General features: G+C 53.0%; 19 protein-coding genes. All 19 read left to right on the top strand.

Going from position 1 to position 15,640, the window contains the following annotated elements; translation table 11 throughout:
• Positions 1–33 precede the first annotated feature (33 nt).
• The 19 genes from essD to HGD79_RS13850 all read left to right on the top strand — a co-directional run bounded on the left by essD (position 34) and on the right by HGD79_RS13850 (position 15,639).
• On the top strand, positions 34–249 hold the full coding sequence (essD, locus tag HGD79_RS13940) for a phage lysis protein EssD (protein ID WP_000839596.1): 216 nt from the start codon (positions 34–36) through the stop codon (positions 247–249).
• Positions 249–746, top strand: coding sequence for a lysozyme RrrD (rrrD, locus tag HGD79_RS13935; protein WP_001135250.1), 498 nt, complete (start codon positions 249–251; stop codon positions 744–746). Before essD ends, rrrD begins: the two co-directional genes overlap by 1 nt.
• On the top strand, positions 743–1,210 hold the full coding sequence (locus HGD79_RS13930; protein WP_001341210.1) for a lysis system i-spanin subunit Rz: 468 nt from the start codon (positions 743–745) through the stop codon (positions 1,208–1,210). Before rrrD ends, HGD79_RS13930 begins: the two co-directional genes overlap by 4 nt.
• Positions 1,198–1,350 (top strand): hypothetical protein, encoded by a 153-nt coding sequence (locus HGD79_RS13925; RefSeq protein WP_001139675.1) that lies wholly within the window; start codon positions 1,198–1,200, stop codon positions 1,348–1,350. Before HGD79_RS13930 ends, HGD79_RS13925 begins: the two co-directional genes overlap by 13 nt.
• Before the next feature lie 685 nt (positions 1,351–2,035).
• On the top strand, positions 2,036–2,563 hold the full coding sequence (locus HGD79_RS13920; RefSeq protein WP_063268625.1) for a DUF1441 family protein: 528 nt from the start codon (positions 2,036–2,038) through the stop codon (positions 2,561–2,563).
• An 8-nt stretch (positions 2,564–2,571) separates the two neighbouring features.
• Positions 2,572–4,671 carry a phage terminase large subunit family protein gene (locus tag HGD79_RS13915; protein WP_097448893.1) on the top strand — a complete coding sequence of 700 codons (2,100 nt, stop codon included), beginning with the start codon at positions 2,572–2,574 and terminating at the stop codon, positions 4,669–4,671.
• On the top strand, positions 4,668–4,880 hold the full coding sequence (locus HGD79_RS13910; RefSeq protein ID WP_001072975.1) for a hypothetical protein: 213 nt from the start codon (positions 4,668–4,670) through the stop codon (positions 4,878–4,880). The genes HGD79_RS13915 and HGD79_RS13910 overlap by 4 nt, the downstream gene beginning before the upstream one ends.
• Positions 4,808–6,388 (top strand): phage portal protein, encoded by a 1,581-nt coding sequence (locus HGD79_RS13905; protein ID WP_077821076.1) that lies wholly within the window; start codon positions 4,808–4,810, stop codon positions 6,386–6,388. Before HGD79_RS13910 ends, HGD79_RS13905 begins: the two co-directional genes overlap by 73 nt.
• Positions 6,333–8,360 (top strand): ClpP-like prohead protease/major capsid protein fusion protein, encoded by a 2,028-nt coding sequence (locus tag HGD79_RS13900; protein WP_001360054.1) that lies wholly within the window; start codon positions 6,333–6,335, stop codon positions 8,358–8,360. Before HGD79_RS13905 ends, HGD79_RS13900 begins: the two co-directional genes overlap by 56 nt.
• 86 nt (positions 8,361–8,446) lie before the next feature.
• A complete protein-coding gene (locus HGD79_RS13895) occupies positions 8,447–8,770 on the top strand; it encodes a DUF2190 family protein (protein WP_001097045.1) in 324 nt (107 codons plus the stop codon).
• Entirely contained in the window at positions 8,763–9,038 is a 276-nt protein-coding gene (locus HGD79_RS13890; RefSeq protein ID WP_001283153.1) for a DNA breaking-rejoining protein, read from the top strand. The genes HGD79_RS13895 and HGD79_RS13890 overlap by 8 nt, the downstream gene beginning before the upstream one ends.
• Positions 9,039–9,049: 11 nt before the next feature.
• Positions 9,050–9,628 (top strand): phage tail protein, encoded by a 579-nt coding sequence (locus HGD79_RS13885; protein ID WP_000677106.1) that lies wholly within the window; start codon positions 9,050–9,052, stop codon positions 9,626–9,628.
• Positions 9,625–10,026 (top strand): phage minor tail U family protein, encoded by a 402-nt coding sequence (locus tag HGD79_RS13880; protein ID WP_023148639.1) that lies wholly within the window; start codon positions 9,625–9,627, stop codon positions 10,024–10,026. Before HGD79_RS13885 ends, HGD79_RS13880 begins: the two co-directional genes overlap by 4 nt.
• Before the next feature lie 10 nt (positions 10,027–10,036).
• Positions 10,037–10,780, top strand: coding sequence for a phage tail protein (locus HGD79_RS13875; protein ID WP_000211131.1), 744 nt, complete (start codon positions 10,037–10,039; stop codon positions 10,778–10,780).
• A gap of 60 nt (positions 10,781–10,840) precedes the next feature.
• A complete protein-coding gene (locus HGD79_RS13870) occupies positions 10,841–11,227 on the top strand; it encodes a phage minor tail protein G (RefSeq protein WP_001370402.1) in 387 nt (128 codons plus the stop codon).
• Positions 11,228–11,235: 8 nt separating this feature from the next.
• Positions 11,236–11,565, top strand: coding sequence for a phage tail assembly protein T (locus HGD79_RS13865; RefSeq protein ID WP_001161009.1), 330 nt, complete (start codon positions 11,236–11,238; stop codon positions 11,563–11,565).
• On the top strand, positions 11,537–14,602 hold the full coding sequence (locus tag HGD79_RS13860) for a phage tail tape measure protein (protein WP_168848426.1): 3,066 nt from the start codon (positions 11,537–11,539) through the stop codon (positions 14,600–14,602). The genes HGD79_RS13865 and HGD79_RS13860 overlap by 29 nt, the downstream gene beginning before the upstream one ends.
• A complete protein-coding gene (locus HGD79_RS13855; protein WP_000447253.1) occupies positions 14,602–14,931 on the top strand; it encodes a phage tail protein in 330 nt (109 codons plus the stop codon). Before HGD79_RS13860 ends, HGD79_RS13855 begins: the two co-directional genes overlap by 1 nt.
• Before the next feature lie 9 nt (positions 14,932–14,940).
• Positions 14,941–15,639 carry a phage minor tail protein L gene (locus tag HGD79_RS13850; protein WP_001152409.1) on the top strand — a complete coding sequence of 233 codons (699 nt, stop codon included), beginning with the start codon at positions 14,941–14,943 and terminating at the stop codon, positions 15,637–15,639.
• Position 15,640: the final 1 nt, after the last annotated feature.

Here is a 15,640-nt window from a genome sequence, read left to right as displayed (position 1 = left end):
ATTACACAGCACCCGCATCTGCGAGGTGGGGTTATGAAATCCATGGATAAGTTAACAACGGGTGTCGCCTATGGCACCTCAGCAGGTAGTGCCGGGTACTGGTTTTTACAGTTGCTCGATAAAGTCACGCCCTCACAGTGGGCGGCAATAGGTGTGCTGGGTAGTCTGGTATTTGGCCTGCTGACGTACCTGACAAACCTTTATTTCAAGATTAAAGAAGATAAGCGCAAGGCTGCGAGAGGTGAATAATGCCTCCATCATTACGAAAAGCAGTTGCTGCTGCTATTGGTGGCGGAGCAATTGCTATAGCATCAGTGTTAATCACTGGCCCAAGTGGTGACGATGGCCTGGAAGGTGTCAGCTACATACCATACAAAGATATCGTTGGCGTATGGACTGTATGTCACGGACACACCGGAAAAGACATCATGCTCGGTAAAACGTATACCGAAGCAGAATGCAAAGCCCTCCTGAATAAAGACCTTGCCACGGTTGCCAGACAAATTAACCCGTACATCAAAGTCGATATACCGGAAACAACGCGCGGCGCTCTGTACTCGTTCGTCTACAACGTGGGTGCTGGCAATTTCAGAACATCGACGCTTCTTCGCAAAATAAACCAGGGCGATATCAAAGGCGCATGTGACCAGCTACGTCGCTGGATATACGCTGGCGGTAAGCAATGGAAAGGCCTGATGACTCGTCGTGAGATTGAGCGTGAAGTCTGTTTGTGGGGGCAACAATGAGCAGAGTAACCGCGATTATCTCCGCTCTGGTTATCTGCATCATCGTCTGCCTGTCGTGGGCGGTCAATCATTACCGTGATAACGCCATCGCCTACAAAGAACAGCGAGATAAAAAAGTCAGTGAGCTGAAGCAGGCGACCGCCACCATTACTGACATGCAGCAGCGCCAGCGTTCTGCTGATGCACTCGATGCTAAATACACGAAGGAGTTAGCTGATGCGAAAGCTGAAAATGATGCTCTTCGGCGCAAGCTTGATAATGGTGGTCGGGTGTTCGTCAAAGGAAAATGCCCTGTGCCATCCTCAGCCGAAACCTCCAGCGCCTCCGGCATGGGCAATGATGCCACCGTCGAACTCTCTCCAGTTGCTGGACGAAACGTTCTCGGTATCCGGGACGGAATTATCCGCGACCAAACAGCACTGAGAACGCTTCAGGAATACATCAGGACGCAATGCCTTCGATGATAGCGATAATTTTACTCATCATCCTTCACATCTGGCTCTGTAGACAGGATGGTGATCACTTCTGGAGTGAATCCAGATTAAACATCTCATTGCTGATGCTTGATATTGAGCATCTTGCGCGCGGTAAGGGGCTGCGTTGAGATAAGAGCCAGTCATTACAAATACCAGGATTTAGCCTCGCATTCGCGGGGCTTTTTATTGCCATTACAAAAGCCACTCCCTACAGAGTGGCTTTGATAATGGCTTATACCCTACACGGGATAGCTTAACTGATATCCCTTTTAACGGATAAAGGTATTCAAGCCTGACACATCATGCGCTGTATCGTCGCCGTATTCCCGTATTAACAGAGACCGTAGCCCGACGGGGAACTCCTTCTGCGCGAGTGTGCGGGAATAATCAAAAACGATGCACACCGGGTTTTTACCGCGTTTATGGTTCGCGGGTTTGTCCCTCATGCTCGCCAGTCCTGTGCGGGGGTGGAAGAAACAGGACACTTACACAGATTCTTGTGGGCACGATGCTATGCCTTTCTGGATTATCCCGATGCCATTCATGCAAGGCGTTGTATCAGACATTCGTCAGAGCTGTCAGGCTGACGGGTCCTCCCGGTGGGGGGGCCTGCCACGGGGCGGGAGCGTCGCGGAAAAAGGCTAGTTTTTGCATTTCCATGGCGGCGGCAGCATGTTTGGTAATTTATTGATAATTAAAAGTTATTTCTCTTTTCACCTGTACAATATTTTTTTCTCCCTGTCATTAGACCAGTTTGCAATTAATTGAAATATATAAATAAACCTGATTTTCACCTGCCAGATGGAGTTGCTTATGTCAAATGTGAGCGGGATCGGTGATGCTTATTACTGGAGTGTTTTTAAAATCGCCGAGGCCTTTGGGCTTCACCGGGACACAGTAAAAAAACGGCTCCTCGCGGCCAACACTCCTGTGGCTGCGACTGTCAGGGGGAACCCCGTTTACGCCCTGCAGCATGTCGGGCCTGCCCTGTTTAGTGTGAAGCATGAGGCAGCAGACTCTGTTCATGATCCATCCCGTATGGAGCCGAAAGAGAGAAAGGACTGGTACCAGTCTGAAAATGAAAGGATCAAGCTGGAAAAGGAGCAGCGAAAACTCATCCCCGTTGATGAAGTAGTCATCGTCTATTCGTCCATGAGAAAGGCTGTCGTCCAGGTTCTGGAGACAATTCCGGATGTTCTTGAACGCGATTGCGCCCTGACTCCTCAGGCCGTCGGCGTTGTACAGCAGGCCATTGATGACCTGCGATACACTCTTCAGGAAAAATCCTACGAGGCTTGTGCTGCTGAAATAATTCTTGATGAGGAAGGAGAGAGTCTCTAGGAGGAATAATGGGTTTTTCATCAGCCCGAAATTTGGGAAGGGACATATCGGCAGGATTTTCCCCACCACGTCGCATGCCGATTTCGGAGGCTGTTAAAAAATTCATGCGTGTTCCCAAGGGGGCTGGTAACTCGGTGCCATGGGATCCTGAACTGACACCCTACATCATTGAGCCCATGAACTGCCTGGCATCGCGTGAATACGATGCGGTGATTTTTGTTGGTCCTGCGCGAACAGGGAAGACCATTGGTCTGATCGATGGATGGATTGTCTATACCATCGTTTGCGATCCTTCGGACATGCTCGTTGTGCAGATGACCGAAGATAAGGCCCGCGAGCATTCTAAAAAGCGCCTCGACAGAACGTTCAGAAGCAGTGCGGCGGTAAAGAAAAGAATGAGTCCACGTCGTAACGACAATAATGTCCATGATAAGACGTTCAGGGATGGCTCGTTCCTTAAAATTGGTTGGCCCTCGGTCAACATTATGTCGTCGTCGGATTACCGGTTTGTCGCCTTAACCGATTACGACCGTTTTCCGGAGAATATCGACAGCGAGGGTGATGGTTTCTCCCTGGCCTCAAAACGTACCACCACATTTATGTCCGCCGGGATGACTCTGGTGGAGAGCTCGCCGGGACGTGACATCTGCGACAGCAAATGGCGACGTAAGTCGCCTCATGAAGCGCCACCGACGACTGGTATTCTTTCCCTTTACAATCGTGGTGACCGCCGCCGCTGGTACTGGCCATGTCCGCACTGCGGTGAATATTTTCAGCCAGCTATGGATGCCATGACCGGCTACCGTAATGAACCGGATCCCTTTAAAGCCAGTGAGGCGGCGTATCTACTTTGCCCGCACTGCAGCGGCATTATCACTGCGGAGAAAAAGCGTGAGCTCAATAGTGCAGGAGTCTGGTTGCGTGAAGGTCAGGTCATTGATCGTAACGGCAACGTTTCCGGTGAACCGCGCCGCTCCCGTATCGCCAGTTTCTGGATGGAAGGGCCAGCTGCTGCGTATCAGACCTGGGCGCAACTGGTTTACAAATTACTGACTGCAGAACAGGAGTATGAAGCGACAGGAAGCGAAGAAACACTCAGGGCGGTTATCAACACCGACTGGGGATTGCCTTATCTTCCTCGTGCCAGCATGGAGCAACGAAAAAGTGAATTGCTTGAGCAGCGGGCAGAGCCAGTTCCTTCCCGCAGTGTGCCGGATGGCGTTAATTTCCTTGTGGCGACAGTGGATGTGCAGGCGGGACGTCATCGCCGTTTTGTGGTTCAGGTAACGGGCTATGGCAGCCGTGGCGAACGCTGGATTATTGATCGTTACAACATCACGCAGTCATTGCGCGGTGACAGCGACGGGGAGAGCCAGCGAATTGATCCAGCCAGCTATCCGGAAGACTGGGATGTCCTGCTGACGGATGTTTTTCATAAAAGCTGGCCGCTGGCCTCCGACCCTTCTCAACAAATGCGACTGATGGCAATGGCGGTGGACTCCGGCGGTGAAGACGGGGTCACTGATAATGCCTATAAATTCTGGCGTCGTTGCCGTCGTGATGGCCTTGGTAAACGTATTTACCTGTTTAAGGGCGACAGCATCCGGCGCGCAAAACTGATCACCCGTACATTCCCTGATAACACCGGACGAACGGGCCGACGGGCGCAGGCCGCAGGTGATGTGCCGCTCTGGCTTCTTCAGACGGATGCCCTGAAAGACCGGGTGAATAACGCGTTATGGCGTGACTCGCCAGGTCCCGGCTATGTGCATTTCCCTGACTGGCTGGGGAGCTGGTTTTACGACGAACTGACGTATGAAGAGCGGAGCAGTGACGGGAAATGGAGTAAGCCGGGTCGCGGTGCCAACGAAGCTTTTGACCTGATGGTGTATGCCGAGGCTCTGGTCATTCTGCATGGATACGAAAAGATCCGCTGGCCGGATGCACCGGAGTGGGCGAGCCGGGAAACCTGGCTGGAGTGTGTCCCGGACAGTACCGAACCGTCACCCACACCGGAACCGGTATCCACGCCTGTTAAAAAACAAAAACGGAAGAAAACAGTAACTGACGATGTTAACCCCTGGCTGACTTCCGGAGGATGGTTATGAATCAGAATGATATTGAAGCCATGATTCAGCGTTATACGGAAGCTGAAATGGCGGTGCTGGACGGAAAATCCGTCACTTTTAATGGTCAGCAGATGACCATGGAAAACTTATCTGAGATCCGGCAGGGGCGGCAGGAGTGGGAGCGCCGCCTTGCGGCTCTGATTACACGACGACGTGGGCATCCCGGGTACCGGCTGGCGAGGTTCTGATGGCAATTCTTGATGATGTGATTGGCGTTTTTTCACCAGGATGGAAAGCGGCAAGGCTGCGTTCCCGTGCGGTGATCCAGGCTTATGAGGCCGTAAAAACGACGCGGACACACAAAGCCCGACGGGAGAACCGAACTGCCGACCAGTTAAGCCAGTACGGGGCCGTGTCGTTACGTGAGCAGGCCCGTTACCTTGATAACAACCACGATCTGGTCATTGGTGTATTTGACAAGCTGGAAGAACGGGTGGTGGGGAAAAACGGGATTATTGTCGAGCCACATCCGGTATTACGCAATGGGGCCATTGCCCGTGATCTGGCAGCGGAGATACGTACCCGATGGAGTGAATGGTCTGTCAGTCCGGAGGTCACCGGGCAGTTTACCCGTCCGATGCTGGAACGTCTGATGCTGCGTACCTGGCTGCGCGATGGTGAGGTGTTTGCCCAGATGGTTTCCGGGCGCATAAACAGCCTGACGCCTTCTGCCGGTGTTCATTTCTGGCTGGAGGCGCTCGAGCCGGACTTTATTCCCATGACCAGTGATGAGAGCAACAGGCTGAATCAGGGCGTGTTTGTTGATGACTGGGGGCGTCCCGAAAAATATCTGGTGTATAAAAGCCGTCCCGTATCCGGGCGGCAGATGGAAACCAAAGAAGTGGATGCAGAGCGAATGCTGCATCTTAAATTTGTTCGCCGTCTGCACCAGATGCGCGGGACGTCTTTGTTGTCCGGTGTGCTGATCCGCCTCAGTGCCCTGAAAGAGTATGAAGATTCTGAGCTGACTGCAGCAAGGATCGCCGCTGCTCTGGGGATGTACATCCGGAAAGGCGACGGGCAGAGCTATGAACCGGATGGTAATGGCAGCAAGGAGAATGAACGCGAGCTTACCATTCAGCCAGGCATTATTTACGACGATCTGAAACCCGGCGAAGAAATCGGAATGGTGAAGTCGGATCGTCCCAATCCTAACCTTGAAACTTTTCGTAATGGTCAGTTGCGTGCCGTGGCGGCGGGCAGTCGTCTGAGTTTTTCCAGTACGGCACGCAACTATAACGGCACTTACAGCGCCCAGCGTCAGGAACTGGTTGAGTCTACTGATGGCTACCTGATCCTGCAGGACTGGTTTATTGGTGCCGTCACCCGCCCGATGTATCGTGCCTGGCTGAAACAGGCTGTGGCATCCGGTGTTATCAGGCTACCCCGCGATCTTGACCGTTCTTCACTGTATACCGCGGTGTATTCCGGACCAGTGATGCCGTGGATTGACCCTGTTAAGGAGGCTGAGGCCTGGAAAATCCAGATTCGTGGTGGAGCGGCGACAGAATCAGACTGGGTACGTGCTGGTGGTCGTAATCCGGATGATGTCAAACGTCGGCGCAAGGCCGAAATTGATGAAAACCGCAAGCTGGATCTGGTATTTGATACCGATCCGGCCAGTGATAAAGGAGGCAGCAGTGCCGCAACGAAACGACAGGAGCCGCAGCACACCGACGACCAGTCCGAAGAATAATTCCTGGTTCAGGATGCAGGCTGGTCACCAGAGTGACGCGGATATTTATATTTATGACGAGATTGGTTTCTGGGGTGTTACAGCGAAGCAGTTTATCAGTGATCTGAATGCACTGGGCGATATCACCCACATTAATCTCCATATTAATTCACCGGGTGGCGATGTCTTTGAAGGCATCGCCATTTTTAATGCGCTGAAAACACATGGTGCGTCCATTACCGTTTATGTCGACGGTGTGGCGGCGTCAATGGCGTCGGTCATTGCGATGGTGGGAAACCCGGTCATTATGCCGGAAAACACCTTCATGATGATTCATAAACCATTTGGCTTTACGGGCGGTGATGCGGAGGACATGCGCACCTATGCCGACCTGCTCGATAAGGTTGAGGCGGTTCTGTTACCCGCTTATGCACAGAAAACCGGGAAAACCACCGATGAAATTGCTGCCATGCTGGCGGATGAGACCTGGATGTCCGGTGCCGAATGTCTGGCACATGGATTTGCTGATCAGGTAACGCCAGCCGTTAAGGCAATGGCATGTATTCAGTCAAAACGTACAGAGGAATTTAAAAAGATGCCGGAATCCATTCGAAACATGATTACTCCGCCACGCAACAGTGCTCCACGCGTACAGGATGATGAACCTGCAGCCTCCCGGACGCCAGTGCAGGCAGCAGCACCCGTGGTGGATGAAAACAGTATCCGTGCGCAGGTACTGGCAGAGCAAAAAGCGCGTGTAAACGGTATTAATGATCTGTTTGCCATGTTTGGCGGGCGTTATCAGACGCTGCAGGCTCAGTGTCTTGCCGATCCTGAATGTTCGCTGGAGCAGGCCCGCGAAAAGTTGTTGAACGAGATGGGGCGCGAGTCCACGCCATCCAATAAAAATACCCCGGCTCATATTTATGCCGGTAACGGTAATTTTGTGGGGGACGGGATCCGCCAGGCGCTGATGGCGCGTGCCGGATTTGAAAAAACCGAACGTGATAATGTCTACAACGGGATGACCCTGCGTGAATATGCCCGTATGTCACTGACTGAACGGGGTATTGGGGTTTCCAGTTATAACCCGATGCAGATGGTCGGTGCGGCGTTCACACACAGTACGTCTGACTTCGGTAATATTCTGCTGGATGTTGCGAACAAAGCCATTCTGCAGGGCTGGGAAGATGCCCCTGAAACCTATGAACAGTGGACGCGGAAAGGTCAGTTGTCTGATTTTAAAATTGCCCATCGTGTGGGTATGGGGGGCTTCAGTGCTCTGCGTCAGGTGCGTGAAGGGGCGGAATATAAATACGTCACCACCGGAGATAAACAGGCCACTATTGCACTGGCGACCTATGGCGAGCTGTTCAGTATCACCCGTCAGGCCATTATCAATGATGATCTGAATATGCTGACCGATGTCCCGATGAAACTGGGCCGTGCGGCGAAATCCACTATTGCCGATCTGGTTTATGCCATTCTGACGTCTAACCCGAAAATCTCCACAGATAATGTAAGTCTGTTCGATAAAGCAAAACATGCAAACGTACTGGAGAGCGCTGCAATGGACGTGGCATCGCTGGATAAAGCCCGCCAGTTGATGCGCGTTCAGAAAGAGGGGGAGCGTCATCTGAATATTCGTCCTGCGTTCGTACTGGTACCGACGGCGATGGAGTCTGTTGCTAACCAGGTCATTCGCTCCTCAAGTGTCAAGGGGGCTGACATTAACGCCGGTATTATTAACCCGGTGAAAGATTTTGCGACCGTTATTGCAGAGCCTCGTCTTGATGATAACAGCCAGACCACCTTCTACCTGGCTGCGTCAAAAGGCTCCGATACGATTGAAGTGGCTTATCTCAACGGTGTGGATACGCCATATATTGATCAGATGGAGGGCTTCAGTGTGGATGGCGTGACAACGAAAGTGCGTATTGACGCCGGTGTCGCGCCAGTTGATCACCGCGGTCTGGTGAAATGTACGGCGTAAACGTCGCAGACAACAACTCTGATGGCCCGTAAGGGCTTTTTTTGTACCTGAAATCAGCCCCTGAATGGGGCTGTGCGGAGACAGTTATGGCAAAGAATTTTGTAGAAGAAGGAAAAACGGTGGCGATTGTTGCCAGTGCAGCCATCAGCAGCGGAGATCTGGTGCAGGTGGGTGATGTTTTTGCGGTGGCACTGACCGATATTCCACAGGGTGAAACAGGCGACGGCCTGACCGAAGGTGTGTTTATGCTGCCTAAGCTGAAAACGGATGACATGAAAACGGGTAAGAAGGTTTATCTGAAGTCCGGAAAAGTTCAGCTGACTAACAGCGGCTCTGATCCGCTGGTCGGGGTTGTCTGGGCAGATGCCGGAACCAGTGCAGAAGAAGTGCCGGTAAAACTCAATGTCTGATCCCTTTTCCCGGCTGGCAGCGCGTATGGATGCGATCACGGTCAGAAAGATGGGAAAGACAGCCTCGATTAATGATGTCGATATGACTGTGATCCCGGGAGAAACACTGGCAGAGCTGAATGCTCTGTCCGGACCTGCGGTATCTCTGGTGGTGTTTTCTTCGGGATACCGCCCACGGCGCGGGGATCGCGTTGTTTATGACGGACAACAATGGACGGTCACACGGCATGAACGCTTTAACGGTAAGCCAATGATCTTTATTGAGTAAAGAGGTGTGGGATGAAGGGGCTTGAGAATGCCATCCGCAATCTGAACAGCCTTGATACCCGTATGGTGCCACAGGCCAGCGCATGGGCGATAAACCGTGTGGCACAGAAAGCGGTCTCGGTTGCCACCCGGCAGGTTGCCGGGAATACCGTTGCGGGAGATAACCAGGTGAAAGGGATCCCCCTGAAACTGGTACGTCAGCGTGTCCGGGTGTTTAAAGCCAGTCCGTCAGGAAAAATGACGGCCAGGATCCGCGTTAACCGGGGCAATCTGCCCGCCATTAAGCTGGGGACAGCCCGGGTCAGACTGGCCCGGCGTGGTGGAAAACTGCAGTACCGTGGCAGTGTGCTGAAGGTGGGTAAATATCTTTTCCGGGATGCGTTTATTCAGCAACTGGCGAATGGTCGCTGGCATGTGATGCGGCGTATTGATGGCAAAAATCGTTACCCCATTGATGTGGTGAAAATCCCGCTGTCCGGACCGCTGACACAGGCATTTGAAGATGCCCGCGACCGCATCATTGCTGCGGAAATGCCGAAACAGCTGGGGTATGCACTGAAACAACAACTGAGGTTATGGCTGACCCGATGAACCGACATACACAAATCCGCCAGGCCGTACTGGCACGCCTTCGGGAACAGTGTGGAGACAGCGCCACGTTTTTTGACGGGCTTCCGGCATTTGTTGATGCGCAGGAACTGCCTGCCGTGGCGGTGTGGCTGAGTGATGCTCAGTACACCGGAAAAATGACGGATGAAGATGACTGGCAGGCTGTTCTGCATATTGCTGTCTTCATCCGGGCACAGGCACCGGATTCAGAGCTGGATATGTGGATGGAGAGCACCATTTTCCCGGCCCTGAATGATGTACCGGCACTTTCCGGACTCATCGACACCCTGATCCCACTCGGTTTTAACTATCAACGTGATAATGAGATGGCCACCTGGGCGATGGCGGAAATCACGTACCAGATCACGTACACGAATTAAGGAGGTGGCAATGACCACACCAAATCCACTGGCAAAGACGAAAGGTGCGGGGACGACGTTCTGGATGTATACCGGCAACGGCGACGCATTTGCGAACCCTTTGTCGGACACTGACTGGCTGCGTCTTGCGATGGTGAAGGATCTGCAACCTGGCGAAATGACCGCTGATGCAGAAGATGACACTTATCTCGATGATGAAGATGCAGACTGGAAAACGACAACCCAGGGGCAGAAATCCGTTGGTGATACTTCGGCGACGCTGGCCTGGCGTCCGGGTGACAGCGGGCAGAAAAAACTGGTTCAGTTGTTCGACTCCGGTGAAGTCTGCGCGTTTCGTATCAAATATCCCAACGGCACTGTTGATGTTTTCCGTGGCTGGCTGAGCTCACTGGGTAAAACCATTGCCTCAAAAGACGTGATGACCCGCACTGTGAAAATCAGCGGTGTGGGGCGTCCGTATCTGGCAGAGGAAGGCACTGAAACCGTGAGCGTTACCGGGCTGACAGTATCACCGGCATCTGCCAGTGTAAAAGTGGGAGCAACCACCACGCTGACCTTTACAGTAAAACCTGACGGAGCCAGTGACAAAGCGATCAGTGTGCATTCGTCAGATCCACAGACTGCCACGGTTACCCTGAACGGACTTGTGGCCACGGTAAAAGGCGTGAAGCAGGGCAGTGTCAGCATTGTGGGCATGACCGCTGACGGGAATTTTGTGGCTGTGGCTGCGGTGACTGTCAGCGCAGCAGGTTAACAGGACGATACTCATCATTTGCCCCGGTTATTCGGGGCTTTTTTGCAGGTGGAGAACATGATGTTTCTGAAACAGGACACGTTTAATTATGAAAAACAGTCCGTGGTGCTCAGTGAGCTGTCCGGGCTGCAGAGAATTGAATATCTGACGTTTGTTCAGCAGCGAACGGCAAAGTTTGATGCCGGGGAGGGAGAACTGCCGGAGGCTGAACGACAGATTGCTTTTCTGCGGATGGGGATGGATATCAATGCCTGGCTGGTTTCCCGCTCACTGTGGAATGCGGAACAGTCTCAGGATGTTGAGACGCTTTACGCATCCGTTATTACAACATGGTCGTATGATGCCCTGGGTGCGGGGGCGGAGATGGTTCTGTCGCTGAGCGGTATGGGGGCCATTGATAATGCCGGGGATTTGGAGCATGAGGTGCTGACGCCGGAAAAGTCCTGACGCGGGAAATGCAGTTTGTCATGCGGCTTGCCCGGGAGTTCCGGCGGGCAGACTGGCGGCGGATGCTGTCGGAAATGTCGGCCACTGAGCTTGGTGAGTGGGGCGATTATTTCCGGATGCAGAGCTTCAGTGATGTGTGGATGGATGCGCAGTTTGCCTCGCTGAAGGCATTGATCGTGAGAATGGTGTCCGGCAGCAGTGATGCTGCGGTGGCTGATTTCAGCCTTTTACCGGAAGAGAACGGGATACCGGAGCGAACGGACGAAGAACTGATGCATCTTGGGGAAGGTATTTCCGGAGGTGTGCGTTATGGACCAGATAGCCAACCTGGTCATTGATTTGGGGATTGATGCGGCAGAGTTTAAAAATGAAATTCCCCGTATCAAAAACCTTCTGAATGGTGCAGCCAGCGATGCAGAACGGTCTTCTGCCCGTATGCAGCGTTTTATGGAGCGTCAGACTCAGGCCGCCCGGCAGACAACGCAGGCAGCTTCTTCGGCTGCAACAGCCGCATCCGTCCATGCGCAGACGGTGGAGAAGAACGCACAGGCTCATGAACGCATGGCCCGCGAGGTGGAGAAAACCCGCCAGCGCATGGAGGCACTGAGCCAGAAAATGCGCGAGGAACAGGCGCAGGCCATGGCTCTGGCGGAGGCTCAGGATAAAGCGGCTGCTGCGTTTTATCGTCAGATTGACAGTGTGAAACAGGCCAGTGCGGGGCTGCAGGAATTACAGCGTATTCAGCAGCAGATCCGACAGGCCAGAAACAGTGGCGGGATTGGTCAGCAGGATTATCTGGCGCTGATTTCTGAGGTTACTGCGAAAACCCGTGTTCTTACACAGGCTGAGGAAGAGGCTACCCGACAGAAAGTGGCGTTTATCCGTCAGCTTAAAGAGCAGGCAACCCGCCTGAATCTTTCATCTTCTGAGTTGCTTCGTGCTAAGGCAGCCCAGCTGGGGGTAAGCAGTGCTGCAGAAGTGTATATCCGCAAAATGGAGCAGGCAGGAAAAGCCACGCATTCGCTGGGTCTGAAAAGTGCAGCAGCCCGCCAGGAGATAGGCGTTCTGATAGGTGAACTGGCCCGCGGCAATTTAGGGGCGCTGAGGGGATCCGGGATAACGCTGGCTAACCGTGCCGGATGGATAGACACACTGATGTCACCGAAAGGCATGATGCTTGGCGGGGTTATTGGCGGTATTGCCGCGGCCGTCTATGGTCTGGGTAAAGCCTGGTATGACGGTCAGAAGGAGGGAGAAGAATTTAACCGCCAGTTGTCGCTGACGGGGCATTATGCCGGAGTCACTGCCGGGCAGCTGTGGACGCTCAGTCGTGCTATTTCCGGGAATGGTATCACGCAACATACTGCAGCCGGTGCGCTGGCTCAGGTGGTGGGGAGTGGTGCATTTCGTGGAAACGATATCGGTATGGTGGCGAGAGCTGCCGCACAGATGGAGCGATCGGTTGGCCAGTCGGTCAGCGATACCATAAATCAGTTTAAGCGGCTGAAGGATGATCCTGTAAATGCCGCGAAGGCTCTGGACAATGAGCTGCATTTTCTTACTGCCACTCAGCTTGAGCAGATACGCGTCCTTGGGGAGCAGGGGCGGTCCAGTGATGCTGCACGGATAGCCATGTCTGCACTGGCAGAGGAAACCGGTCGGCGTACTGCGGATATTGATAATAACCTCAATGCGCTTGGCAGTACGCTGAAGTATCTGTCTGATTTGTGGAGTCGTTTCTGGGATGCGGCCATGAATATTGGTCGTGAAGACTCGCTGGATGAACAGATTGCCGCTTTACAGGAGAAAGTGTCGCGGGCGAAAAGACTCCCCTGGACGGCATCATCTTCTCAGGTTGAATACGATCAGCAGCGTCTTAACGATCTTCAGGAGAAAAAACGCCAGAAGGATTTGCAGGATGCAAAAGAGCAGGCAGAGCGGAATTATCAGGAGCAACAGAAACGCCGTAATGCTGAAAATGCTGCACTGAACCGGATGAATGAAACGGAAGCAGCACGACATCAGCGTGAAATTGCGCGTATTAATGCCATGCAGTACGCCGATCAGGCTGTCAGGGATGCGGCGATACAACGTGAAAATGAACGTTACGAGAAAGCCCTGGCATCCGGTAAGAAAAAAACACGCGAAACCCGTAATGATGAGGCCACCCGGTTATTGCTGCAGTACAGTCAGCAACAGGCACAGGTGGAAGGACAGATTGCTGCTGCCAGACAGTCAGCAGGCATTGCCACGGAAAGGATGACAGAAGCGCATAAACAGCTTCTGGCTCTGCAGCAGCGCATCAGCGACCTGGACGGGAAAAAACTTACGGCAGATGAAAAGAGTGTGCTGGCCCGTAAAGATGAACTGATTCAGGCACTGACGCTGCTGGATGTAAAACAGCAGGAGCTTCAGAAACAGACGGCACTCAACGAGCTGAAGAAAAAAACAATTCAGCTGACCAGTCAACTGGCTGAAGAAGAGCGCGCTCAGCGTCAGCAACATGACCTGGATATCGCCACGGTGGGTATGGGTGATCAGCAGCGACAGCGATATCAGGTACAACTGAGTCTTCGCCAGAAATACCAGCAACAGCTGGAGCAGTTGAGGCGGGATAGTGAGCAGAAAGGGACATATAACACGGATGACTACAGAAAGGCCGAGCAGGCGCTGACGGAGAGCCTGAACCGACAACTGAATGAGAATCGCCGTTACTGGCAACAGCTTGAAGTTGTGCAGGGTAACTGGAAAAACGGAGTCCTGCGTGCATTTCAGGATTTTACCGTGGATGCAGATAATACGGCAGAAACAGCAGAACAGGTGTTCTCGTCAGCCTTCAGCAACATGGGAAATGGCCTGGCAACTTTTGTCACTACCGGCAAACTCAATTTCAAATCCTTCACCTCTTCTGTGCTGTCAGATATGGCGAAAATCCTGGCGCAGGCAACCATGATGAAATCGATAAAAGGGATTGGCAGTGTACTGGGATTTGATCTCAGCAGCCTTTCCCTGAATGCCAATGGGGGGATTTATCAGTCTGCTGATTTGAGTCGTTACAGTGGCACGGTGGTTAACCGTCCGACGTTTTTTGCTTTTGCAAAAGGCGCGGGTGTGATGGGGGAAGCTGGACCTGAAGCCATTCTGCCACTGCGTCGTGGTGCTGACGGTAAGCTGGGGGTTGTGGCGGATATTGGTGGTTCAGGTATGGCGATGTTTGCCCCGCAGTACAACATCGAGATCAATAACGATGGCACGAACGGGCAGATAGGTCCGGCTGCCCTGAAGGTGGTTTATGACCTTGGGAAAAAAGCAGCAGCGGACTTTATGCAACAGCAGGCCCGTGATGGTGGTCGGTTAAGTGGAGCATATCGGTAATGGAGACGTTTCACTGGAAAGTGCGCCCGGATATGAATGTGGTATCAGAGCCGAAAGTGGTGACAGTGAAGCTGGGCGATGGTTATGAACAGCGTCGTGCGGCGGGACTGAATAACCAGTTGTCGACTTACAGCGTGACGATACGTGTTCGTAAATGTGAACACCCATCTTTAAAAGCCTTTCTGGAACGGCACGGTGGCGTCCGCGCATTTCAGTGGACGCCACCTTATGACTGGAAGCCGATCAGGGTGGTTTGTCGTAAATGGTCGGCAAGCGTGGGGGCGTTGTGGGTAACCATAACGGCAGATTTTGAACAGGTCGTGGCATAGGAGTCTCTGATGCAGGATATTCCACAGGAAACACATCATGAGACGACACGCCTCACTCAGTCAGCCCAGGTGGTGCTCTGGGAAATCGATCTGACAGTGGTCGGTGGAGAACGTTATTTTTTCTGTAATGAGCAGAACGAAAAAGGTGAGCCGGTCACCTGGCAGGGGCGACAGTATCAGGCGTATCCCATTCAGGGGACGGGATTTGAACTGAACGGCAAGGGCAGTGCTGCCCGTCCGACACTGACGGTTTCTAACCTGCACGGCATGGTCACCGGGATGGCGGAAGACCTGCAGAGTCTGGTCGGAGGAACGGTGGTCCGGCGTAAGGTTTACGCCCGTTTTCTGGATGCGGTGAACTTCGTCAACGGAAACAGTGACGCCGATCCGGAGCAGGAGGTGATCAGCCGCTGGCGCATCGAGCAGTGCAGTGAACTGAGCGCGGTGAGTGCCTCTTTTGTACTGTCCACGCCGACGGAAACGGACGGTGCCGTTTTTCCGGGACGTATCATGCTGGCCAACACCTGCACCTGGACCTATCGCGGTGATGAGTGCGGTTATCACGGTCCGGCGGTCGCGGATGAATATGACCAGCCAACGTCCGATATCACGAAGGATAAATGCAGCAAATGCCTGAGCGGTTGTAAGTTCCGCAATAACGTCGGCAACTTTGGCGGCTTCCTTTCCATTAACAAACTTTCGCAGTAAA

This window comes from Escherichia sp. SCLE84, from assembly GCF_012584495.1.
Taxonomy (GTDB): Bacteria; Pseudomonadota; Gammaproteobacteria; order Enterobacterales; family Enterobacteriaceae; genus ECMA0423.
This window is presented reverse-complemented; position numbering and strand designations above follow the sequence as displayed.